The following is a 19,931-nucleotide window of genomic DNA, read 5'->3' as shown; positions in this document are numbered from 1 at the left end:
ATCGAAGACACCTGGCACGCAGACGCCAGGGTTTGCTCGACACACAGATTTTTTGCCTGCCTTTCTACAACTATTCCAAGAGGAACAGACATGGCGCAGCACACAGTCATCACCCCATTGCCGGGGACTTTCTACCGCAAGGCCACCCCGGAATCGCCGAACTACGTCGAGGCCGGTGCCAGCGTCAGCGCCGACACGGTGATTGGCCTGATCGAGGTCATGAAGCAGTTTTCCGAACTGACCGCGGGTACGGCAGGGCGCCTGGACGCGTTTCTGGTCGAAGACGGTGATCCGGTGGAGCCGGGTCAGGTCATCGCGACACTCGAAGACGCGTGAGGGCACGACCATGACCCAAGGCATTGGTAAACTGCTGATCGCCAACCGTGGCGAGATCGCCGTGCGGATCATCCGTGCCGCGAAAGCGCTCGGGATTCCAACCGTGGCGGCGTGCAGCGAAGCAGACGCCGACTCCCAGGCCGCGCGCATGGCCGACGAAGTGCACATCCTCGGCCCGGCCCGTGCTGACAAGAGCTACCTCAATGTCGAGGCCTTGCTCGGTGCCCTGAAGGCCACCGGGGCCAACGCGGTGCACCCTGGTTACGGTTTTCTTTCGGAAAACGCCGAATTCGCTGAAGCCGTACTTGCGGCTGGTGCGATTTTCGTCGGCCCATGCCCCGAGACCATCCGCCGCATGGGTGACAAGGCCGAGGCCCGGCGGACCGCGCAAGCAGCGGGCGTGCCGGTGGTGCCCGGTTCTGCCGATGAACTGTTCGATGTGGAGTCGGCGGTCGAGGCCGCCAGCTCCGTCGGTTTTCCGTTGTTGATCAAGGCCTCGGCCGGAGTCGGCGGACGCGGCATTCGCCTGTCGGAAAACCTGCAACAGTTGCGCGAAGAATTCCCCCGTTCCCAGCGCGAAGCCCAGGCCGCCTTTGGCAATGGCGCGGTGTATCTGGAGCGCTTCATCGGCAAGGCCCGGCATATCGAAGTGCAGGTGCTGGGCGACGGCAAGCAGGCGGTGCACCTGTTCGAGCGCGAATGTTCGCTGCAACGCCGTCGCCAGAAGATCTTCGAAGAAGCGCCGTCGCCGGTCCTCGATGCACAGCAGCGCGAGGCCCTGTGCGAGAGCGCCGTGCGCCTGACCGAGGCGCTGGGATACAAGGGCGCCGGTACCCTTGAGTATCTGTACGATGACGCCACCGGCGAGTTTTTCTTCATCGAGATGAACACACGGATCCAGGTGGAACACCCGGTCAGCGAGCTGATCACCGGTATCGATCTGGTCCAGGCCATGTTGCGCATTGCCGGTGGCGAGCCACTGGGACTCAAGCAAAGCGATATCGAGATCAACGGCGCAGCCCTGCAGATGCGCCTGAACGCCGAAGACCCCGCGCGGGATTTCTTCCCAAGCCCAGGGCTTGTGCAAGCGCTGAACTGGCCACAAGGCGAGGGCGTGCGTGTCGACAGCCATCTGTATCAAGGCTACCGGGTGCCGCCATACTACGACTCGCTGCTGGCCAAGCTGATCGTTCATGGCCGTGACCGCGCCGAAGCCCTGGCCCGCGCGCGACTGGCGGTCGAGCAGACCACGCTCACCGGCATGGCCAGCACCTTGTCGTTGCACGGCGAACTGCTGGAGCAACCCTGGTTGCACACCGCCGATTTCCACACCGGCACATTGGAAACCTGGCTGGCCGAGCGCCGGAGCGGAGGTGCAGCATGAGCAGTCCGATTCGCTACAGCTTTGGCGCCGACGAACACCTGTTTGCCGAAGTCAGCGACAGCATGTCCCTTGAAGCCTTCTTCAAGGGCATGGCGGTCACCCGCGCGGTGGAGCGTCTGGCCCTCGATGGCGTGCTCGACGTGTGCTTGGCCAACGCCTCGTTCCAGATCCGCTTTGACCCGGATCGCATCGCGCCGGCCGATCTGCTTGAAGCAGTGAAGGGGGCCGAGGCCCAGGCCGTGGCCGAGCGCACCCTGCACACGCGGATCATCGAGATCCCGGTGCTCTACAACGATCCCTGGACCCACGAAACCCTGATGCGCTTTCGCGACCGCCACCAGGACCCGAATGCCACGGACCTGGAGTACGCCGCGCGCGTCAACGGCTTGGCCGACGTCGAGGCGTTCATCGCCGCCCACAGTGGCGCGCCGTGGTTCGTTTCGATGGTGGGCTTCGTGGCGGGCCTGCCGTTCATGTTCCAGATGGTCGAGCGCGAACGCCAGTTGCAGGTGCCCAAGTACCTGCGACCGCGTACCGACACGCCGAAACTGACCCTGGGCCATGGCGGCTGCTTCGGTTGCATTTACTCGGTACGTGGCGCCGGTGGCTACCAGATGTTTGGCGTCACTCCGGCACCGATCTACGACCCGCAGCAGAACCTGGCGTACCTGAAGGAACACATGGTGTTCTTCCGTCCCGGCGACATCGTGCAGTTCAGGCCGATGGACCGCGATGCCTATGACCACGCCGTGGCCGAGGTCGAAGCCGGGCGCTTCGGTCTGCGCATCCGTCCGGTGGAGTTCTCGCTCGATGCGTTCCTCGCCGACCCGATCGGCTATCCCAAGTCGCTGCAGGAGGTGCTGGCATGATCAAGGTGCTCAAACCCGGTCTGGCCACCTCGGTGCAGGACCTCGGCCGCGAAGGCTACTACCACCTGGGTATCCCGCCTTCCGGGGCGCTGGACCAGTACGCCCTGAGCGCGGCCAACCAGTTGGTGGGCAATCCGGCCAATTCGGCGGCACTGGAGTGCACGTTACTGGGGCCGGAGCTGGAATTTCAGCAGGACGCCCTGGTGGCGGTATGTGGTGCGCAGATGACGCCGAAGGTCGATGGCGTGGACATGCACTTGGACACAGCCTTTGAAGTGAAGGCCGGACAAGTGCTGCGTTTCGATTTCCCCAAGGCTGGCGCGCGGGCTTATCTGGCGGTGGCCGGCGGTATCGATGTGCCGGTGGTGCTCGGCAGTCGTTCCACCTACGCGCTGGGGGCGCTGGGTGGTTTCCAGGGGCGCAGGCTGGTGATTGGTGATCAACTGCCGATCGGCACCGCCAGCGGCAAGGGGCGTGTCGGGGCGAGTCTGCCCATGGCCTTGCGACAGTCGCTGGGAGGGGAGATCACCCTGCGGGTGGTGCCGGGGCTGTACTACGAGCGCCTGACCCTGGCGGCGGCGGACAGCTTTTTCGCCGAAGCCTGGACCGTCGGCTCGGAGGCCGATCGCATCGGCTATCGCTTCAAGGGTGGCAGCCCGCTTAGCTTCCAGCCTCGCGAGCAGCCGTTCGGCGCCGGCTCCGACCCTTCGAACATCGTCGATAGCTGCTACCCGATCGGCTCGATCCAGGTGCCGGCAGGGCTCGAGCCCATCATCCTGCATCGCGATGCAGTGTCCGGTGGCGGCTACGCGATGATCGGCACGGTGATCAGCGCCGACCTCGACCTGGTCGGCCAGATGCAACCCAACCAGAAGGCCCGCTTCGTTGCGGTGACGCTGGAAGAGGCGCTGCAAGCCCGACGTTCCTACAAGAAAAAACTCAGCTGTCTGAGCAAGCTGTTCCCTTCCTGATGCAGTCGATCTAGTAGGGTTTAGCTGTTACACCTGTACGGAAAGTCGCCGAGCGGCGGCAAGGCTAAAACAGGCGGGGAGCGGTCGGAGTCGCGCATCACTTGACTGGACTTGGGACAAAGCGATCTGGCCGACATGGCCCCAGGGCACTGCAAACCTCGCCATCGATGATCTCCTCGCTGGCGAGTCGCCCCACTATCGCCGCCAACGTAACGCCGGGGTGCACTGCACACACATAGACGCCGCCCACCTTGGGTAGATAACCGATGATGGGAATACCATCGGCAGGCATGGGCCTGAGCCCGAAACCCGCCCATTCAGGCTCTATGGAAGTGACGCCATGGAGCTCGTTTTGAATGGCCTTGGCCGTTCGTAGCGCTATCGCGGCCGGCTGATTTTCCACGGTGTCGTCCAGGTAATCTTCTGCTGCCAGCAGCGTCCCTTGCGCAGTCTGCCTCACTTCCATTGCAGGGCTGGAGATGAGGGTGCGCACCAGGTCGGGTTGTGTCTTGTAGCGGATGAGCAGGGCAGGTGAGGCCACTATCGGAAGCGGCACGTCCAGCTTGTCCGTCAGCTTCGTGATACCTGTCCCGGCTGCCACGACGACGATATCGGCTTCGATGATGCCCATTGCAGTTTCAACGCCGGTCACCTTTGCATGCTGGACTGCAAGGCCGAGCACTGGCGTTCGCGTGAGCATGCTCGCGCCATGGGCCTCGGCACCAGCGATCAACGCATGGGTAGCGGCCACGGGGTCCAGCGCGCCTTCTGCTGGTGCATATGAGGCAGACTCAGGCGGGTGCTTGAGATTGGGCTCAAGGTCTTGAATCTGTGATCGAGAGAGCCTGTTAGCCTCAGGCGGGTTACTTGCAGTTGACGGCGCTGCACTCGACATCTCGCTGTAGGACAAGGCGCCTGTCCATCGCACCGTCAGGCCCGGCAGCTCAGTCTCGAGTTGGCGGTACGCCTCGATGGCGGCGCCACGCAATTGTGCGATGGGGTCGGACTCGGAGAATGAGGTATTGATCCAGGCGAATGAGCGGCTGGTCACGCCCGACGCTATGCCTTCAGCATCGACCACGGTGACCTTCGCGCCTTTACGCGCCAGGTGATACGCCAGGGATGCGCCCATGATGCCTGCGCCAATGACAACGATCCGTTTGCTCTGCCCCGTCACCCTATCAACCTCCGCTCTGTCGATGGGCCGATGGTACGACAACGGGGGCTTTCATCACATCAGGACGTTCTTTGTCGGGGTGATTGTCGAGTGCCTGTTTCTGACCTCTGATGCATCTTATGAAAAACAGCCATACCGGTGATATGGCTGAGCGGCGCTGCGTGAGGCCGTGATGGTCTGGCCTCGGCTACCAGGCTTGCGCATGGGGTTCTGGACCTGCCAATGAGGGAAACAGCGGCAGCACTTCTTCGGCCAGTTCCTGGATGATTTCCAACGGCGGGCGCCGCGCCATCTGCATGCCCAGTGCCGCATGATTGACCCCGGCGTCACGCCACTCATGCAGCAGATCGATCAGGCCGTTACGACCTGTGCGCAACACGTAGCCACCTTGTTGTGGCGTGCGCGGGAAGGTCGGGTCCTCATCCAGGTCGATCCATTCATTAGTGACATGCGGGCGGAAGCCTCCACCGGGAATGAGCGCCCGCCAGGCACTGATCTTCTCGGCCAGGCGCCGAGGCCCAAGGATATTGTGGGTGGCGTCGGGGTAGGTGATCCAGCCGTCGGCCTGCTCACCGAGCCACTTCAAGGACTGGCGCGATGAACCGGTCACCAGCAGCGGGATCCGCCCAGTGACGGCGCTGGGCAGCAGTTTGGCGCCATCGAGCTGTCCCAGTGGCGAATGGATCGGTGCAGGATGGCCGGCCAGCAGTCGGCGGAAGTAGTCCACGCTCTGCGCGAAGCGCTCCCCTCGACCATCATGGGCCAGGCCATAGGCCGGAAACTCCACCGGTCGATCGCCCGCGGCGATACCCAACACCAGGCGTCCACCAGACAGGCAATCCAGGCTGGTCGCGGCTTTCGCCAGGTCGATGGGGTGACGAAGCGTGAAAATCGCGCTGCCGGTTGCCAGGGTGATCCTGCGGGTATGGGCCGCCAGATAGGCCAGGTAGGTGAACGGATCGAATACCTGGCCGGCATCACCGAAGGCAGGGTCGTACAAGGGCACATCACGTACCCAGGCGGTGGCAAAGCCCAGGCGGTCGATCTCGCTGACCAATTGCGCCTGCCCGTGCAGCACGCCCATATCGCCGTCATAGAAACGAAGCGGCAGGAAGATGCCCAGGGTCAACTGACCGTGGGCGAACATACGTCGGTAACCGGGGTGCAGGGCGAAGGCATCGGCGCTGGCGCCCTGGGTGCTGATAGGGGTCATGGACATTCCTTGGTCGGGGAGTCAGGGGCCGGTGGCTGGCGCCGGGAGACGAATACCGCGTTGCACGGCGGGACGCTGCTCGATCTGCCGGTACCAGCGGTTCAGATGGAGGTAGGCGCTGAAGTCGAAACCAACGATCTCGACGATGTGCAGCCAGGCGAAGCTGGCGATATCCGCAATCGAATAGGAGTCCCCGGCCAACCATGGACGGGAGGCGAGCTGCTGGTCGAGAAGCGCGAAGGCATCCTCGGTGAGCGCGCGATAGCGCTTCTGCGCCGCAGGATTGGGGATGGGCTCGAAGCACTCGAAGTGCACGCGCTGACCCAGCAACGGGCCCATGCTGGTGCTGTGGTACATCAGCCAGGTGATTGCCGCCCACCGCGGTTGTGCTGCCTGTTCGAGCAATTGGCCGCTGTGTTGCGCCAGGTACAACAGAATCGCGGCTGACTCGAACAGCACGATGCCGGCTTTGCGGTCTACCAGCACCGGGATGCGGCCTGCCGGGTTGAGTGCCAGGAAATCCTCGTGGCGATGCTCGCCCAGGTCGATGTTCACGTGGACCAGGCGATAAGGCAGCCCCAGCTCTTCGAGGGCAATGGTGATCTTGAAACCGTTGGGGGAGCTGTCGGTGTAAAGCACAAACGCAGGGTCCGGCATGTTGTTCACCTTAATAAAACTGATTCGAATGTCTCTGGCACAACGCTATGCTAGGTATCATCCAGGTGGTTTACGAACGATCATTCCACTTGCTCAAATCAGTTTTTCTAAGGTTGGTATTGCATGGGTGCCGTGTTGCCGTTGCTCGCGTTGCGTGCCTTTTCCGAAACCACTCGGCTGGGCAGCCTGAAGGCCGCCGCCGAGCGCATGGGCGTGACCCCGGGTGCTATCAGTCAACAGATTCGCCTGCTGGAGGATCGCCTCGGGGTCACCTTGCTGACCCGCAGCCGTTATGGCGTGCAGCTCACGGAGGCGGGCGCGGGTCTCTATCCGGGGCTGTCACGCGGGTTTGGCCAGATCGAAAGCGCGCTGCTCGATCTTCAAGCCCTGACACGGGCCAACACCCTGACGATCAGCACCCAGCCGTCATTCGCGTCCAGTTGGCTGGTGCCGCGGTTGGCGGACTTCAATGCGCTGCACCCGGAGATCGACGTGCAGGTGCAATCCACGGCCGAGCTTGTCGATCTGCACCGGGAGCCTGTCGATATTGCCTTGCGTCATGGCTTGGGCGATTACCCGGGGCTGGAGTCGATACCGCTGCTGGCGCCTGTGCTGCTGCCGGTGGCCAGCCCTGGTCTGCTTGCTGGCGGGCCGGCGCTGGACGAGCCGCAGGACTGCCTGCACTACCCACTCCTGCAGGACGCCGAGCGTGCCGACTGGACGCTGTGGTTGCGGGCTCATGGTGTCGAGCCCGATCACCGTAGCCGCCGGGGACCGAGTTTTGACGAGGATTTGCTGTTGGTGCGTGCGGCTGTCAGTGGGCAGGGTATTGCCCTGGTACAGGTACAGCTCGCGGAAGAGGATCTGCGAAGTGGCAGGTTGGTGGTGGCGGTGGACCGGGAATGGCCTTCGCGGTTTGCTTATTACCTGGTTGGTCGCGGGGAGAACATGCGGCGAGTGCAGGTGCGTGCGTTTGTTGAGTGGATTCAAGCGCGGGTTGAGGCTGAGGCGGCATTGGGTGGTTGTGCTAGAGGGGCGGACTCAGGTGTTTCGTCGTAAGGTGTTGGTGGCGGAACTGAGGTGGGCAGGGCTGGACGGGTAGAGCTCAGGCGTGGGCGACGCGAGTGTCTGCCTTGGGGCGAAAGTGATTGGCCGCTACCGGCAGCTATCGACCCATCGCTGCCGGTGGCGAAAGGCAGCAATTGGCCAAAAGTGAGCGTTCAAGCTATCTACGAAATTACGGGTGATTCAGTACCAATTTTTATCAAATTCAAACTAGCTTCCTCTATCATGAGCTCCGTCCTTTCCTGGCAATCCTTCACTTACGCTAGCAAAACAGCTCTATAGCAAATGGCTCTATAGCTTCCTGTGAAAGAATATATTCGCAAATCTTCCTCCAGCTAACATTACCCAAGCGCGCACCTAACAATCAATCCGATGGGCATGGATGAATTTAGCTCTGCGCATTATTTTAGGTGGAGGATGTAAAAGTGGAGTTATTCGAGGTTACTGGATTCAGCATAAATAATCAAAGCATTATGGCAGACATTGGCAAGCAACCCATGCACGCTGGGGCGGTAGAGCAGCAACTCGCCTCCATAATGTTAGAGCCTACCTCTACCGGTGGCATGATATCGATCATCGCCAACATAGCCAAAGCATACCTTGATGGTGAAAGCCTCAGGTCGCAGCTTGATCAACTCGGGGATAGATTTGAAAGCATTGTTAGAGATGCTGTTCAAGAAATTAATGCGCATACATCAAAGGCAATATTGGATAGCAGGATTGATGAAATCCAAGCTTCCCTAAGTGCTGTCAAGATGCACCTTGAAGACTATGAAGGGGCCAGTATCAAAGAAGATGCTCGTCTAACATTAGCTGAAGGCAAAAGCGCAGATGCCTATACTGGAAGCGAAGGGATTGGGTTTGTGGCTATCTTTCCGTACATTTCCGCTACTAGCTTTAAGCTTCTGGTCCATCTAGTCAAGTACAAATCGAGAAAAGACATAGGGGAACTCAAGCGCGCTAGAGATCTCATAGCAAGAACTATTCCAATAGTTCAAAACTTCGCGAATCAGGCGGTAGAAGTATGGAATACGCGCATAGCTGCCGTTACATCGATTGAGGCCTGGACAGTAAAACCGCCTTGTTCGCGATGCATGATAGAGTGCAGGGAACCCTATCAAATGGGTCGTTTCTACGATCATGGGACACAATCGCAGTATCTTGATGATCTTGGTGCGGTAACCTCAAAAAGAAATGAGTTATTAAATCATTACAATACCAAGCGACAGGAGATGATTGATACGGTGGTTGGGCCAGCTTCTATAGCAATATCTCGATGGGAAGCTGCTCTGAATGATGGTGACAACGCTATTCTCAGAATAGATTGCTAGTGTCCTGTCTCGGAAATAAGCTGTTCACTTTTGGCGGCATCTTGGGCGCCCGGCCTGCGTTGCCACTCCTCGCCATAGTCCTGCTATGGCTCGTCGCGGCGCCTTGCCCGAACACCCAAGCCACTCGCCAAAAGAGAACGTATTTCCGAGACAGGACACCTAGTCTTAACTGGCTGACATTCGGGCAAAGCTTTGGTTTTGAGCCGTTTGACGGCTAAAAAATCGGCCTTGCGCCATTGAGACGTTGGCTATTCCGGGGGCGGGGTCGGAGTTTCCATAGAGGAAGGTGCAAGAAGCGAATTTTTTGGAGTAATACCCATTCCCCGTTACTTGCGCTTTCAGCGGGCCGTTCTACGCTTGCTGAAAGCGGGTGATGCTGTCATTTTGATCTCACCTCAACTGGCTCAGGGAGGAGTATAGGGATGAACCATTACGATAGTCTCCGGTGCTTGCCTGTGGTCGCTGTCCTGGCGATTTTTCCCGTTCTGACTGGCTGCTTCTCGGTTCCAACCGGAACAACACAAATTTATCGCAAAGCAGATGCGACTGAGGCAACAAAGCTACCTGGATCTCAAGCGGCGAGGCAGATGTCTTTCAATAAGACAATGTTTGGGAATTCCATTGATTCCGAACTGACTATTCGTAAGTCTAGTGCAGATAAGGCTGGTGCTGATGTGTTTGCTATCTATCTGAGTGATGGCTATTTCAAGTATTTGAAAGATGCGGGAGGGGTTAACGAAGTTATCGTTGTCGCCGAATTTACTGAAACTAACGGCGGAAACGAATCCGATACCGTTACCCGTGTGCTGGGTCCATATTTTGGTGTGGCTGATAAAGCTGGAACACCATTTCTCAATAAGCTGCTTTACGGACCTAAAACTCTGGATTCCGATCATCTCAACATGAAGTTGACGGTGCTGGAGTATGATCAAGGAGAGAATGCAAATACTGCGGCGTTTTTAGACTTTATTCAGTCCGTCACTCAAACCTTGTCTTTGGCTAACCCGGTAACCGCGTCTGAGCAAGCTTTTGCCAAGGAAATCGCCAAGAGCCTTCTGAGCCTGAACAAGGACGATGTGGTTATGGAAATCGACATGAGCTTTACCGGCAATGCTGGCGAGCTGTCGAGAATGAAGCACAATGGATCATATATCCCACTGAATGTTGGCGACTACGTGCTGATCAACAAAGAGCACTGCGTTCCCGCAAATTGTTACATGCAAATGACGGATGGGGCGAAAACATGGAACCCCTTCGCCTGGATCGGCGATATCACGATGCTCGTTCCGACAGCTATGCGACGTGGCTGGACTGACACACCTGATCATGAGGCGCTGACAGAGGTTAAGAGCGATGAACTGGATTTCACAGATCATGTGTTGGCAAGGAAAGGTTCGACTGAGCTCTTCATCGATAAAACGTGGCTTTCCTTATCCATAGTCAAAGGCGGTGATGCTTCGCTTTGGCAAAAGCGTAAATTGCTCACGCAGGCAGAAACCTCCATCCAGAATATGATCAAAGTCCGTGGTGGCCCCCTTGCCTTCAGCCAGAACTATCAAACTGCCAAGAAAGCTTTGGAGGAGGCAAGGGAGGCCGAAACATTAAGTGGCTCGGGCGTCACCTTTGTGTCTCCCTTGGCATCTAATGGTAATTTTGCTCCGACCATTAATGATGGTGAGTACTGCTTGTATCACTCACGGGGGGTAACTACGGTGACAGCAAATTTCTATCGGATTACTGACGGTACTCCTCCGCAGCAAATTCCTGCGGCCGATATCATAAAAAATACCGGTAAGACTACTCCCAACAACACCTGCTTCACTGTCGCGACATCCGCACGCACGGAGGGGGCTTACGACATGATTGCGTCATACAGTCTAGGGGGAGAAGTCCTTACCCAGAAGGTACGCTACAAAGTTGGAAAATAATCACGGGCGTGGGTTGAAGTATTAGGGGCATTTCGGGCAAGTGACCCAACAGCAGGCAGTAGATAATTCTTAGACTCAGAAAGGTTCGACTTGCGGGCGTCGGCTACTGAGAATCAAGGCGAACCCCTGGTTTCAATAGTTTATGTGCGCAATAACTGTTGCTGTGCCATCTGCAGTTTTTGGTCAAGTCGTGAAAGCGAGTATTTATATGCTCAAGCTGGCGTTTGATCACCGGGACACGGCAATCTATGATGCAAAAGTCGATGAGTCAAGGCCAGTATTTTGCGGACTTGTAGGCCCATTCACCCAAGGGGTCATCACACCGCTGTACAAAAAGTTTTCTGTAGCGGAGACTGGCACCTTATCCGCTAAAGACGCCAAGGCGAAAGCTGAGATCCAAGTCATCTCCGACGCACGTGTGCCTGTTGCGAAGATTGCTCTCAAGAAGCGATTCGAGACGGACTATTCGAAATAGTAGATGCCTCGGAGTGTTCGTTTTTAGTATTCCGAGATAAGGACAGACCCGTATCCGCTGTGTAGCAGTTGTTCGCAAATAGACGTTAAGTTGCCGCCATGGACATGGACCGTATGACGCGGCATCCGTAGGTCTTGATTTTTTGCAGCGTTAGCGGCTATGGTCAATACTGCGTGTAATATCAAACTATTGGAAGGAATACCATGCCAAAGATATTGCGTGCCCTATGGATGTTTGCAACACTACTTGTTGCAACTAATTTATTCGCATTCGGCCTGCAGCTTGATACCGTTGACGACTATTTCGATACGGCAGCCGCAGCCAAGCCCCGTGCCACCATTCCTTTTCTCGACGGCAAATATCCGGTCCATCAATCGATCACCCAAAAAACGCTGAATTGCGGAGCGGCAGGCTCGCCCTGTGAATCTATACGGGCGAAGGGGGTCAACCCGAACTATGTTCTCAAAGGTGTACGATGGAACGACTTTCCCGCTTTCTATCTCTCGGACAATGCCGGTAATTGCGAGGATCGTGTGCTCAGGGTGACCCAGGCTAAAGACGTTCATTGCTATATCCTGATGTTGACCTATGCCTACCTAGATAAAGATCGATACCGAAGAGATACGCACTGGGCGATTCGACAGCCTATCGGTGCGCGGGGGCATTTCGGCGACTTGCAGTTCTGGCATGCAATGGCTCAGGCCAACCAGTCGGCCGGAGAAACCTATGACAACATCCAGATGTGGATGGAGTTTGAGTTCCGTGTGTCGCTGGGGGAGTTTGATCTGAAGAGTGATATTGCACAGCTTCCGGTGCCAGGGTTGAAAAAGTTCTTTCTTCCAGGTGCCCGAAAAACGGGGGACCTACTGGACTACCGTTTCGATCAGGCGATGGCCCAAGGCATTGCTCTCGGCGTCATGCTTCATATCGTTCAGGACTCGTTCGCCAAGTGCCACGCGCAACGGGATGATGAAGGACGGTTGGTACGGTTCTACAACTATAGCGGTCAGAACTCGAAGATGCATAGTTACTACGACACAGACGATAAAGAGGTTCAGCTTGCTACGGGTCGGCGCCTGAACCCTTACGACTTTGGTGAGAGGTTGCTGCGATTAAGGGGCGAGTCAACAACGTGGGAAGAGGCCAAGCCTAAGCTACGAGCACTGGTTGAGGAGTATTTCCGGCCCGCCAACCCCTATCTGCTATCGCGTAACGGGGACGGGTGCGCCCGAAGCTAAAAGTATGCTAAAGCAAGGCCGCTTTTACTCACGCTTTGACTATTAGGGCTAATGTCGGCTGGAGAGGTGCATTGAGGCGTGTGATCTGTAGCTGCCCTTCACCGCACTGGCAGAAAGCGGGCAAAAGCGGAAACTTCGAGTGCCTGATCCTGAAACGCCTTTACCCCCGTTTCACCCAACCACCGGCGCATGCTCGGCCATCAGCTCGATTATGCAGTCGATAAACACCCGCACCTTGGCGCTGACATGGCGGTTCGGCGGGAAGGCCAGATACATCGGCATTGGCGACATGTGCCAGTCTTCAAACAGCGGCAGCAGCTCGCCGCTGAACAGGTGTGGTTTGGCCATGTACTGCGGCAACCAGAGCATCCCCAGGCCAGCCAGGCCGGCGGCAAGGTACGCATTGCCGTCATCGACCGTCAGTTGCGGGCGGGCCTGGACCTCTATGCGCTCCTCACCCCGCTGCATCGCGTAGGGCAAGGTTTTACCTGTACGAAACCAGAGAAAGCCGATGGTTTTGTGCTGGCCTTCCTCTAACTCACGGGGGTGCACCGGTGTCCCGAAGCGCTGCAAGTAGCCGGGCGTGGCATACATGCCGAGCTGCAAATCGCCCACATGCCTTGCCACCAGGGACTGATCAGTGATCTCGCCACCACGCACCACGCAGTCGACGTTTTCGCCAATGATGTCGACGATGCGATCGCTCACGCCCACGGTCAGCTGGATTTCTGGATAACGTGCAAAAAACTCTGGCAAGGCGGGTATGAGCAGCATTCGCGCCAGCGGGCTGGGTACATCCACCCGCAGCCGTCCGCGCGGTATCATCGATGCGCTGGACAAGCTGGTCTCGGCATCATCCATGTCGACCAGTAGCCGGACCACGCGTTCGTAGTAGGCCGCGCCGTCAGCGGTGACATTGACCTTGCGTGTGGTGCGGTTGAGCAGGCGCACGCGCAGCCTCGCTTCCAGCTGCTGGATGAGCTGCGTCACGGTGGTCTTGCTCATGTGCAGGGTGGCGGCGGCCTTGGTGAAGCTGCCGGTTTCCACCACTCGGGCAAACGCCTGCATTGCATCGAATCGGTCCATTCCACGCCTCGTTCGCACCTGGATTGTTTGGAGTATACAAACAGTCATGACCAGCGCTGCCCGTTTATCCAGGTAGGTGGCCTTTTTATAGTGGCCTCACCGTAAACACCGGGCCGCGATGGCCCAGAACGAGGTAAGCAATGTCCAGTAAACGTGATGTCGTTTTCCCACCCGATCGCCATGCTTTGTACGAGCTGCACCGCTACTCGCCGGCGATTCGCTCCAACGGTTTTCTGTTCGTATCCGGTCAGGTCGGCAGCCGCAAGGATGGTTCGGCCGAGCCGGACCTCGCGGCGCAGGTTCGCCTGGCCTTCGCCAACCTCAATGCGATCCTGGCCGAGGCCGGTAGTAGTTTCGAGGATGTGGTTGATACGACCATCTTCATGGTCGACCCCGACTCGAAGTTTGAAACCATCTGGGAGGTGGCGGCCGAGTATTGGGGTGAGGCGCCTTATCCCACGGTGACCGCTCTTGGCGTGACCTGGCTGTCCGGCTTCGACTTCGAGATCAAGGTGATCGCGAAACTGCCGCAATAGAGGCGGTCCAGCCCCTGCTTCCGGTTCAAGTCGCAGGGCGCGGTCATGCTATTTCGCTGCACTCGGAAAGCCCCCGCTTACCCGTCGGCCAGACGGTAATGGCGGTTCGCCTTGCGGGGGCTATCGTTGCTTGTTTGGGCGACGACTACCGACCGAGGGCGGTGCCATGAACACGAGTGATCTACTGGAGCAGTTGCTTCGGGCCGGGCAGGGTTCGCAAGCGCAACAAGGGCGCGGCGGTATGTCAGCGCAAGATGGCCTGGGTGGCTTGCTGGGAGGGCTGCTTGGAGGTGGCAGTGGGGCAGGGGGCGGTGGTGGCCTTGGTGGTTTGCTGGGTGGCCTTCTGGGTGGCGGTGGTGGCAACGCCGGCGCTTCCGCTCAGGGACGCTCTGCTGGCGGTGTCAATTACGCGGCTCTGGCGTCGTTGGGCATGATGGCGTTCCAGGCTTATCAAAGTTGGCAGCGCAGCCAGGCGGCAGCCCCGCAACAGGCCGTGCGTACCGTGGATCAATTGTCTGGCCCCGAGGCCGAGGATCACAGCCATGCGATCTTGCGTGCGCTGATTGCGGCAGCCAAAGCTGACGGTCGCATCGACCCGCAGGAAGAACAGTTGATCTACGCCGAGATCAAACGTCACACCAGCGACCCGCAACTGCAGCAATGGCTGGATGAGGAAGTCAGCAAGCCCCTCGATGCCGCCGAGGTGGCACAGTCGGCCCAGGACCCGGGTATGGCTGCGGAAATGTACCTGGCCAGTGTGATGCTGGTGGATGACCAGCAGGACGCGGAGCGGGCCTACCTTGATGAGTTGGCCAGTGCGTTGGGGATCGATCCGACGTTGCAGGTGCATTTGGAACAGCAGGCGAAGGGGGCCGCTTGACCTGACTGAGATGCCTGCGCAGCTGATCAACCTGTAGCCAGCGCAGGCTAGGTCCGAGAGATTGCGCGCACACTCGGGCTATTCGTTTCGATCCGAGGCGGACATTGCTCCAAGACCGTGTTTTCAACGCAGCCTGATTGTTGGACAGCGTGGGAGCGGGCTGGCCCCGCGATCACCGGCAATGCCGGTGCCATACGCCGCATCGCGGGGCAAGCCCGCTCCCACGTTGGTAATGCTTGTAGGAGTTCAGCCCAGTACCAGAAGGATGGCAGCTTGCATGATGTAGGGCATATGCACCTTCTCAAACCTGATGACCAAAAGTGGGGGAATCTCTACAAGCTCTGGGTGAGATGTAAACCGTCTTTTTTGGGGCTGGGTAGACGGGCAGGGGAGAGATCCCGTGTCGCGTCCTACAGGGATTAATCAGATTTTCCCTATTTCGAGTAGTCCGTTTCCGAAGCATGCTCTACCCGCTTTTACGCCATCCAACCTAGGTCTAGCCTTGCCTTGCTGGGTCGCTACAAAAAAGTAGCGACCGGGTCTGCAAGCCTGAGCGGGACATCTAGATCAGCATCACCCATTGCCATTGGTCTCAAGGCATTGGCCGTGCATCACGGTGGCTGCGTACGGGTGACCTTCGGGTCAGTCGGGCTTGCTCTAGTTGCCCCGGTCTTGCAGGCCCGTACGTGGCCGCCACCCCTTCGTTTGCAAGCGATGAGTTGCGGGCTGATCAGCGTAACTAGAGGGTTTCAACATGAAGATTCTCCCCGACCCATGAGTTTCGGCTTCTTGCTATGCAGCTATTTCGCAGCACAAGACTGCTTCTATAGAGAACGTGTCAACTTTCAGCTGCATCTGGATGCCCGACTGTTCAGAATCTCCGCTTATTTTGTAAGGAAGCGTTAATGAACTTTGAAGGGACACACCAGTACATGGGCAACCACGGGATCGTGTTCAACATTTCGCAGATCACTCTCACCGACAGTGACCGCGGTCGCTTGCGCGAGCTGCATTTTGGCGAAGCAAAGCATGCCCATTACCAAGTCACTAGCAAAGTCGTAGAGGTGTACGACAAGATGCAGGCCAAAAACCTGCCCTGCGTGATGATGGTAGGTATTTCCAAACCGCTGACCCGTCAACAAGCAGACACCCTCAATACCCAGCGCACCAGCATTGCTAACCTGGCGCTCTCCGCTTTCGGTGGTGCTGCCCGTGCTGTGGGCAATCTGGCCGGGCCAGTAGCAGGGCTTGCCGCCGGTACTGCTGTAGGTATGGGCGTGCGCTCTTACGTTAATGACGTCTTACCCACCTACCATGCTGGTGACGTAGTCGTGAGCATTCAGGCTCAGGTAAGTGGAGGGATTGGCCCGCAGCGTACTGCCGAATCACTTATCATCAGGGCTTGAGAGGAGGTGCACATGTCCGAGTTTACGCAGGCAGTCATCTTCGTTGCACTGGCTTTTCTATTTGAACGGTTCATGAGGCCATACTTGCTGCGTAAGTGGCTAGGCGTTGCGTTGGTCATTGCTGGACTGATTGGTTGTGTTGCGCTGAGCCAGACTCGTTTGCAGAGCATTGACCTGGGATTGATGTCTGCCCTTGCAGTGCCGCTCGGCATAGGGTTGTTCCTGAGCAGACGACGATTTGAGGGGCGAGAGTAGGATCCTGGAGCGGCCTTGCACCTGTTTCGCCCGGTCTGCAAGCCTGCGCGGTATTAGGGTCTGTACGAAATGTGTCTGCGCGAAGGCCAGACAAGGCGAAACGGGGGGAGGAAGCGGAGTGTACTGGAGTACATGAGCATTCCGAGCCCCGTTTCAACGCCGTATGGGCGAGTGCAGATACTTTTCGTACAGAGCCTAGGATGGTGCTCACCATGATCCTCAGCGTTGAGTAGTGGGTCTCGGTTTATGGTGGCTACGTGCGGGTGACCTTTGGGTCAGCCGGGTTTTCGCCTCGTAATACCCCGGTCTTGCAGACCTGCACGTAGCTGCCGCCTTTTACCTGCAAGTGAAAAGTTGGGGGCTGTCTAATACATTGCGAGGTATTTTTGCTTAAGATCGCCCCGGATCCACTGCCGTCCACCGAATCCCCCCACCTCCTTGAAGACACTCTGGTCCAGGCCAATGAGTACGTCATGTGCGCACTGGCCGTCGCCCATCAGTCGTTCAGCCACCTGCCCAAATCACTGGCCACCCTGGTGATGCTGACGATGATGCACAAGCTTGATGCCACCCGCATGCTGCTGGAGTCGGCTTTGGCCCACCTCCAGATGAGTGAACGACCGCCGTCATACACGTTGCACTGACAGGGTTGCCACAGACCCCCAGCGTCGGCCTAAATCATTGAGTGACGGTCAGTTCCACAAGAGAGGATTTCGCAAATGGACAACGAAACCCCTACAGACTACGGCCAGCTCGGCTGGACCGTCGGCAGCTGCACCTGCCTGGAAGGCGCCACCAAAGGTACGCGCCTGTTCCGCGTAGAGCCCGGCAATTGCGCAAGTCACGCCATGGAGCAGGCTTCCGTGCTGCTCGACAGCGCACGCCGGGCGTCCACTACCTGGGCGATATGGCCAAGGCATTGAAGGATGATGCGCATATGGGGATGTTGAAGAAGGTGTGAAACAGACCCCGGTGATCTGGGTCGGACAGTTGCACCGATCCAGGTCACACTTGGACAGAAGCTTGAACCGTGTGCCTGGATCACTGAACGCCATCGAGGTCTTTCAAGATCTCCGTCAAATACGGTCTGGTATACCGCTCGGACGGCTGTATGTGTTCCGAATCCCCTGAATGGTGGTATTCCCCTTCGTCGAATGCCAGGTAGATATCAAATGCCGGCTGTGGCATCTCCTCGTCCGTGCCCAGTTCGACAATGGCGGTGAATAGGCCATTCATGATGTTATCGCCAGCCTCATACGATATTGCCCCCGAAATGAATCGTCGGGCCGTTTCGATTGATAGGGCATTGAGCAGATCGGCAGATCGCAGGTCTGGGCTTCGGCAGTAAACCGATAAATCGTCCAGGGTCACCGAGCGATCGTGCGCTGTACCTATCAAGGCATTGATATCGGAGTGGGGGACCGGTGTGGGCATCAGCGACGTGGCCTAATGTATTTCAAGACTGGGAGTGCGGATCTCGAATCGCTTGCTGGTCAGGCTAGTCCCAGTACATTTCGATGTTTTCCTGCATTCTGAACTCATCCAGCACGCTGTGAAAATGCGACCTTTCAAAAGTCAGGCAGGGTATCGCGTCGAACCAGTCAACAGCAGGGGATTCGACAGTGATCAGGTCCCTTAGCAAACCAAATCGACTCCAGTGAACGGCATGCTCACGGGCGCATTGCTCAGCGACAATCACGGTGCAGGTAAGGTCCAGGTCATCCGAGCATACCAGCAAAGGCACCAAGGTCTTCCATCCTGGAGCCGTGGAATAGATCCGATCCCAGATCAACAAGGTGTCTTCATCACTGTGCAAACCGGAGTGGGCAGCTACAAGGTGGAGTTCGGCATCCGCATTCTGCCTGGGTAGCCAAACCTCAAGGGGTGATCCGTCAATCGCAAAGGTGGGGTAGTAGCCTTGGCTGTACTTGGACTTGTGACTGGCAATTGATAGCCGGTTGAACATTCGGTTTCTCGCTCTGCTGAAGCCCACATAACTTACTGCTTTTGGCTATGAATGTCTGCCAAGGGTCGATCTTCGAGCAGTGCAGAGTCCGGCCAATGATTCGTTGGCGCGTCCTACATGGATGAACCAGATTTTCCCTATTTCGAGTAGTCCATTTCCGAAGCATGCTTTGGCCACTGTTGCGCCCTCGAAGTGGCGGCTAGTCTCGCTGGGTCGTTGCCAAATCAACGACCGGGCCTGCAAGTCCGTCTGAACATCGAACTGTACTCACCTTCGAGTCGCTGGCGTTTTCCAGTGGTTGTGCTCAATGGTGGCTACGTGCGGTTGGCCCTCGGGCCGGCCGGGTTATCGCTCGATGTTCCCCGGACTTGCAGACCCGCACGTAGCCGCCACCCATCCTCCTGCAGGTGAATGGGTGTCTGGTTGATCATTCATGAACGTCGAGTATGAAGTCATGTTGAAGATCGTCCCGGATCCACCCCCGTCCGCTGAATCCCCTCATCTCCTTGAAGACACCCTCGTCCAGGCCACTGAGTACGTCATGTGCGCACTGGCCGTTGCCCATCAGTCGTTTAGCCACCTGCCCAAATCACCGGCCACTCTGGTGATGTTGACGATGATGCACGAGCTTGATGCCACCCGCATGCTGCTGGAGTCGGCACTGGCTCAGCTACAGATGAGTGCGCGGCCGCCGTCGTACACATTGCACTGACTAGGGCTGCCACAGGCCCCAGGTTCCGCGCCGCAATCAAAATTGCCGGGGCCGCTGCGCAGCCCTTTCGCGGCGCAAGCTGCCGCTCCTACAGGGGCTAGCTAAATCAATGAGTTATGGCTTTTCCACGAGAGAGGATTTCGCAAATGGACAACGAAACCCCAGCAGACTACGGCCAGCTCGGCTGGACCGTCGGCAGTTGCACCTGCCTGGAAGGCTCCACCAAAGGTACGCGCCTGTTCCGTGCCGAGCCCGGCAACTGCGCAAGCCATGCCATGGAGCAGGCTTCCGTGCTGCTCGACAGCACCCGCCGGGCGTCCTTCATCGGTGTGATGGACAACGAACCGGTGCTGGTCTGTGTATCGCACTACCTGAGCGATATGGCCAAGGCCTTGATGGATGATGCGCATATGGGGATGCTGAAAAGGGTGTGAAACGGGCAGGGG

General features: G+C 57.8%; 23 protein-coding genes. 17 read left to right on the top strand and 6 right to left on the bottom strand.

Going from position 1 to position 19,931, the window contains the following annotated elements:
* The first annotated feature begins 90 nt into the window (after positions 1 to 90).
* Genes HU735_RS03630 through HU735_RS03615 form a run of 4 tightly spaced genes read left to right on the top strand, consistent with a single transcriptional unit; the run spans position 91 to position 3,560 of the window.
* Positions 91 to 336, top strand: coding sequence for an acetyl-CoA carboxylase (locus HU735_RS03630; RefSeq protein ID WP_186712444.1), 246 nt, complete (start codon positions 91 to 93; stop codon positions 334 to 336).
* A 10-nt stretch (positions 337 to 346) separates the two neighbouring features.
* Positions 347 to 1,720, top strand: a complete 1,374-nt coding sequence (locus HU735_RS03625) for an acetyl-CoA carboxylase biotin carboxylase subunit (RefSeq protein WP_186712443.1) — start codon at positions 347 to 349, stop codon at positions 1,718 to 1,720.
* Positions 1,717 to 2,589 carry an allophanate hydrolase subunit 1 gene (locus tag HU735_RS03620; protein ID WP_186712442.1) on the top strand — a complete coding sequence of 291 codons (873 nt, stop codon included), beginning with the start codon at positions 1,717 to 1,719 and terminating at the stop codon, positions 2,587 to 2,589. Before HU735_RS03625 ends, HU735_RS03620 begins: the two co-directional genes overlap by 4 nt.
* Positions 2,586 to 3,560, top strand: coding sequence for a biotin-dependent carboxyltransferase family protein (locus HU735_RS03615; protein WP_186712441.1), 975 nt, complete (start codon positions 2,586 to 2,588; stop codon positions 3,558 to 3,560). Before HU735_RS03620 ends, HU735_RS03615 begins: the two co-directional genes overlap by 4 nt.
* 97 nt (positions 3,561 to 3,657) lie before the next feature.
* On the opposite strand, the gene HU735_RS03610 is transcribed toward HU735_RS03615, so the two are convergent.
* The 3 genes from HU735_RS03610 to HU735_RS03600 all read right to left on the bottom strand — a co-directional run bounded on the left by HU735_RS03610 (position 3,658) and on the right by HU735_RS03600 (position 6,607).
* The gene (locus tag HU735_RS03610) at positions 3,658 to 4,761 is read right to left on the bottom strand and encodes an FAD-binding oxidoreductase (protein ID WP_346655350.1); all 1,104 of its coding nucleotides are present in this window, start codon (positions 4,759 to 4,761) and stop codon (positions 3,658 to 3,660) included.
* A 163-nt stretch (positions 4,762 to 4,924) separates the two neighbouring features.
* Positions 4,925 to 5,950 carry an LLM class oxidoreductase gene (locus HU735_RS03605; RefSeq protein ID WP_186712439.1) on the bottom strand — a complete coding sequence of 342 codons (1,026 nt, stop codon included), beginning with the start codon at positions 5,948 to 5,950 and terminating at the stop codon, positions 4,925 to 4,927.
* A 21-nt stretch (positions 5,951 to 5,971) separates the two neighbouring features.
* Positions 5,972 to 6,607 (bottom strand): glutathione S-transferase family protein, encoded by a 636-nt coding sequence (locus HU735_RS03600; protein ID WP_186712438.1) that lies wholly within the window; start codon positions 6,605 to 6,607, stop codon positions 5,972 to 5,974.
* A gap of 123 nt (positions 6,608 to 6,730) precedes the next feature.
* Between HU735_RS03600 and HU735_RS03595 the strand changes: the two genes are divergently transcribed.
* The 5 genes from HU735_RS03595 (at position 6,731) to HU735_RS03575 (ending at position 12,644) form a co-directional block, all read left to right on the top strand.
* Positions 6,731 to 7,666 carry a LysR substrate-binding domain-containing protein gene (locus tag HU735_RS03595; protein WP_186712437.1) on the top strand — a complete coding sequence of 312 codons (936 nt, stop codon included), beginning with the start codon at positions 6,731 to 6,733 and terminating at the stop codon, positions 7,664 to 7,666.
* Positions 7,667 to 8,097: 431 nt separating this feature from the next.
* On the top strand, positions 8,098 to 9,003 hold the full coding sequence (locus tag HU735_RS03590) for a hypothetical protein (protein WP_186712436.1): 906 nt from the start codon (positions 8,098 to 8,100) through the stop codon (positions 9,001 to 9,003).
* A 422-nt stretch (positions 9,004 to 9,425) separates the two neighbouring features.
* Positions 9,426 to 10,931 carry a hypothetical protein gene (locus tag HU735_RS03585; RefSeq protein ID WP_186712435.1) on the top strand — a complete coding sequence of 502 codons (1,506 nt, stop codon included), beginning with the start codon at positions 9,426 to 9,428 and terminating at the stop codon, positions 10,929 to 10,931.
* A 208-nt stretch (positions 10,932 to 11,139) separates the two neighbouring features.
* Positions 11,140 to 11,406 carry a hypothetical protein gene (locus tag HU735_RS03580; RefSeq protein ID WP_186712434.1) on the top strand — a complete coding sequence of 89 codons (267 nt, stop codon included), beginning with the start codon at positions 11,140 to 11,142 and terminating at the stop codon, positions 11,404 to 11,406.
* Between the two features lie 203 nt (positions 11,407 to 11,609).
* Entirely contained in the window at positions 11,610 to 12,644 is a 1,035-nt protein-coding gene (locus HU735_RS03575; RefSeq protein ID WP_186712433.1) for a hypothetical protein, read from the top strand.
* Between the two features lie 171 nt (positions 12,645 to 12,815).
* Here the strand turns inward: HU735_RS03575 and HU735_RS03570 are convergent, their stop codons facing one another.
* On the bottom strand, positions 12,816 to 13,730 hold the full coding sequence (locus HU735_RS03570) for a LysR family transcriptional regulator (protein WP_186712432.1): 915 nt from the start codon (positions 13,728 to 13,730) through the stop codon (positions 12,816 to 12,818).
* Between the two features lie 140 nt (positions 13,731 to 13,870).
* Here HU735_RS03570 and HU735_RS03565 point away from each other — a divergent pair, with 140 nt between their 5' ends.
* From HU735_RS03565 to HU735_RS03540, 6 genes are all read left to right on the top strand, one after another.
* The gene (locus HU735_RS03565; protein WP_110737717.1) at positions 13,871 to 14,266 is read left to right on the top strand and encodes a RidA family protein; all 396 of its coding nucleotides are present in this window, start codon (positions 13,871 to 13,873) and stop codon (positions 14,264 to 14,266) included.
* Between the two features lie 166 nt (positions 14,267 to 14,432).
* The gene (locus HU735_RS03560; protein ID WP_186712431.1) at positions 14,433 to 15,146 is read left to right on the top strand and encodes a tellurite resistance TerB family protein; all 714 of its coding nucleotides are present in this window, start codon (positions 14,433 to 14,435) and stop codon (positions 15,144 to 15,146) included.
* Positions 15,147 to 16,051: 905 nt separating this feature from the next.
* On the top strand, positions 16,052 to 16,552 hold the full coding sequence (locus HU735_RS03555) for a hypothetical protein (protein ID WP_062574277.1): 501 nt from the start codon (positions 16,052 to 16,054) through the stop codon (positions 16,550 to 16,552).
* Between the two features lie 12 nt (positions 16,553 to 16,564).
* Entirely contained in the window at positions 16,565 to 16,807 is a 243-nt protein-coding gene (locus HU735_RS03550; RefSeq protein WP_186712430.1) for a hypothetical protein, read from the top strand.
* A gap of 473 nt (positions 16,808 to 17,280) precedes the next feature.
* Positions 17,281 to 17,451, top strand: a complete 171-nt coding sequence (locus HU735_RS03545; RefSeq protein ID WP_346655347.1) for a hypothetical protein — start codon at positions 17,281 to 17,283, stop codon at positions 17,449 to 17,451.
* A gap of 75 nt (positions 17,452 to 17,526) precedes the next feature.
* A complete protein-coding gene (locus tag HU735_RS03540; protein WP_238349743.1) occupies positions 17,527 to 17,730 on the top strand; it encodes a hypothetical protein in 204 nt (67 codons plus the stop codon).
* A gap of 118 nt (positions 17,731 to 17,848) precedes the next feature.
* Here the strand turns inward: HU735_RS03540 and HU735_RS03535 are convergent, their stop codons facing one another.
* Both HU735_RS03535 and HU735_RS26995 read right to left on the bottom strand, forming a co-directional pair.
* The gene (locus HU735_RS03535; RefSeq protein WP_186712428.1) at positions 17,849 to 18,178 is read right to left on the bottom strand and encodes a hypothetical protein; all 330 of its coding nucleotides are present in this window, start codon (positions 18,176 to 18,178) and stop codon (positions 17,849 to 17,851) included.
* Between the two features lie 127 nt (positions 18,179 to 18,305).
* Positions 18,306 to 18,773, bottom strand: coding sequence for a hypothetical protein (locus HU735_RS26995; protein ID WP_238349742.1), 468 nt, complete (start codon positions 18,771 to 18,773; stop codon positions 18,306 to 18,308).
* A 454-nt stretch (positions 18,774 to 19,227) separates the two neighbouring features.
* Between HU735_RS26995 and HU735_RS03525 the strand changes: the two genes are divergently transcribed.
* Together HU735_RS03525 and HU735_RS03520 are read left to right on the top strand one after the other, a co-directional pair.
* Positions 19,228 to 19,485, top strand: a complete 258-nt coding sequence (locus HU735_RS03525; RefSeq protein WP_186712545.1) for a hypothetical protein — start codon at positions 19,228 to 19,230, stop codon at positions 19,483 to 19,485.
* A 146-nt stretch (positions 19,486 to 19,631) separates the two neighbouring features.
* Complete coding sequence (locus tag HU735_RS03520) at positions 19,632 to 19,919, top strand: DUF3077 domain-containing protein (RefSeq protein ID WP_186712427.1); 288 nt, start codon at positions 19,632 to 19,634, stop codon at positions 19,917 to 19,919.
* Positions 19,920 to 19,931: the final 12 nt, after the last annotated feature.

It is taken from the genome of Pseudomonas sp. BW16M2, from assembly GCF_014268865.1.
Classification (GTDB): Bacteria; Pseudomonadota; Gammaproteobacteria; order Pseudomonadales; family Pseudomonadaceae; genus Aquipseudomonas; species Aquipseudomonas peradeniyensis.
This window is presented reverse-complemented; position numbering and strand designations above follow the sequence as displayed.

Excerpts from the sequence above, each read along its gene's own strand:
- HU735_RS03630 (WP_186712444.1), top strand. The coding sequence starts at position 91 with ATGGCGCAGCACACAGTCATCACCCCATTGCCGGGGACTTTCTACCGC.
- HU735_RS03625 (WP_186712443.1), top strand. The coding sequence starts at position 347 with ATGACCCAAGGCATTGGTAAACTGCTGATCGCCAACCGTGGCGAGATC.
- HU735_RS03620 (WP_186712442.1), top strand. The coding sequence starts at position 1,717 with ATGAGCAGTCCGATTCGCTACAGCTTTGGCGCCGACGAACACCTGTTT.
- HU735_RS03615 (WP_186712441.1), top strand. The coding sequence starts at position 2,586 with ATGATCAAGGTGCTCAAACCCGGTCTGGCCACCTCGGTGCAGGACCTC.
- HU735_RS03605 (WP_186712439.1), bottom strand. The coding sequence starts at position 5,950 with ATGACCCCTATCAGCACCCAGGGCGCCAGCGCCGATGCCTTCGCCCTG.
- HU735_RS03600 (WP_186712438.1), bottom strand. The coding sequence starts at position 6,607 with ATGCCGGACCCTGCGTTTGTGCTTTACACCGACAGCTCCCCCAACGGT.
- HU735_RS03595 (WP_186712437.1), top strand. The coding sequence starts at position 6,731 with ATGGGTGCCGTGTTGCCGTTGCTCGCGTTGCGTGCCTTTTCCGAAACC.
- HU735_RS03585 (WP_186712435.1), top strand. The coding sequence starts at position 9,426 with ATGAACCATTACGATAGTCTCCGGTGCTTGCCTGTGGTCGCTGTCCTG.
- HU735_RS03580 (WP_186712434.1), top strand. The coding sequence starts at position 11,140 with ATGCTCAAGCTGGCGTTTGATCACCGGGACACGGCAATCTATGATGCA.
- HU735_RS03575 (WP_186712433.1), top strand. The coding sequence starts at position 11,610 with ATGCCAAAGATATTGCGTGCCCTATGGATGTTTGCAACACTACTTGTT.
- HU735_RS03570 (WP_186712432.1), bottom strand. The coding sequence starts at position 13,730 with ATGGACCGATTCGATGCAATGCAGGCGTTTGCCCGAGTGGTGGAAACC.
- HU735_RS03565 (WP_110737717.1), top strand. The coding sequence starts at position 13,871 with ATGTCCAGTAAACGTGATGTCGTTTTCCCACCCGATCGCCATGCTTTG.
- HU735_RS03560 (WP_186712431.1), top strand. The coding sequence starts at position 14,433 with ATGAACACGAGTGATCTACTGGAGCAGTTGCTTCGGGCCGGGCAGGGT.
- HU735_RS03555 (WP_062574277.1), top strand. The coding sequence starts at position 16,052 with ATGAACTTTGAAGGGACACACCAGTACATGGGCAACCACGGGATCGTG.
- HU735_RS03550 (WP_186712430.1), top strand. The coding sequence starts at position 16,565 with ATGTCCGAGTTTACGCAGGCAGTCATCTTCGTTGCACTGGCTTTTCTA.
- HU735_RS03545 (WP_346655347.1), top strand. The coding sequence starts at position 17,281 with ATGTGCGCACTGGCCGTCGCCCATCAGTCGTTCAGCCACCTGCCCAAA.
- HU735_RS03540 (WP_238349743.1), top strand. The coding sequence starts at position 17,527 with ATGGACAACGAAACCCCTACAGACTACGGCCAGCTCGGCTGGACCGTC.
- HU735_RS26995 (WP_238349742.1), bottom strand. The coding sequence starts at position 18,773 with ATGTTCAACCGGCTATCAATTGCCAGTCACAAGTCCAAGTACAGCCAA.
- HU735_RS03525 (WP_186712545.1), top strand. The coding sequence starts at position 19,228 with ATGTTGAAGATCGTCCCGGATCCACCCCCGTCCGCTGAATCCCCTCAT.
- HU735_RS03520 (WP_186712427.1), top strand. The coding sequence starts at position 19,632 with ATGGACAACGAAACCCCAGCAGACTACGGCCAGCTCGGCTGGACCGTC.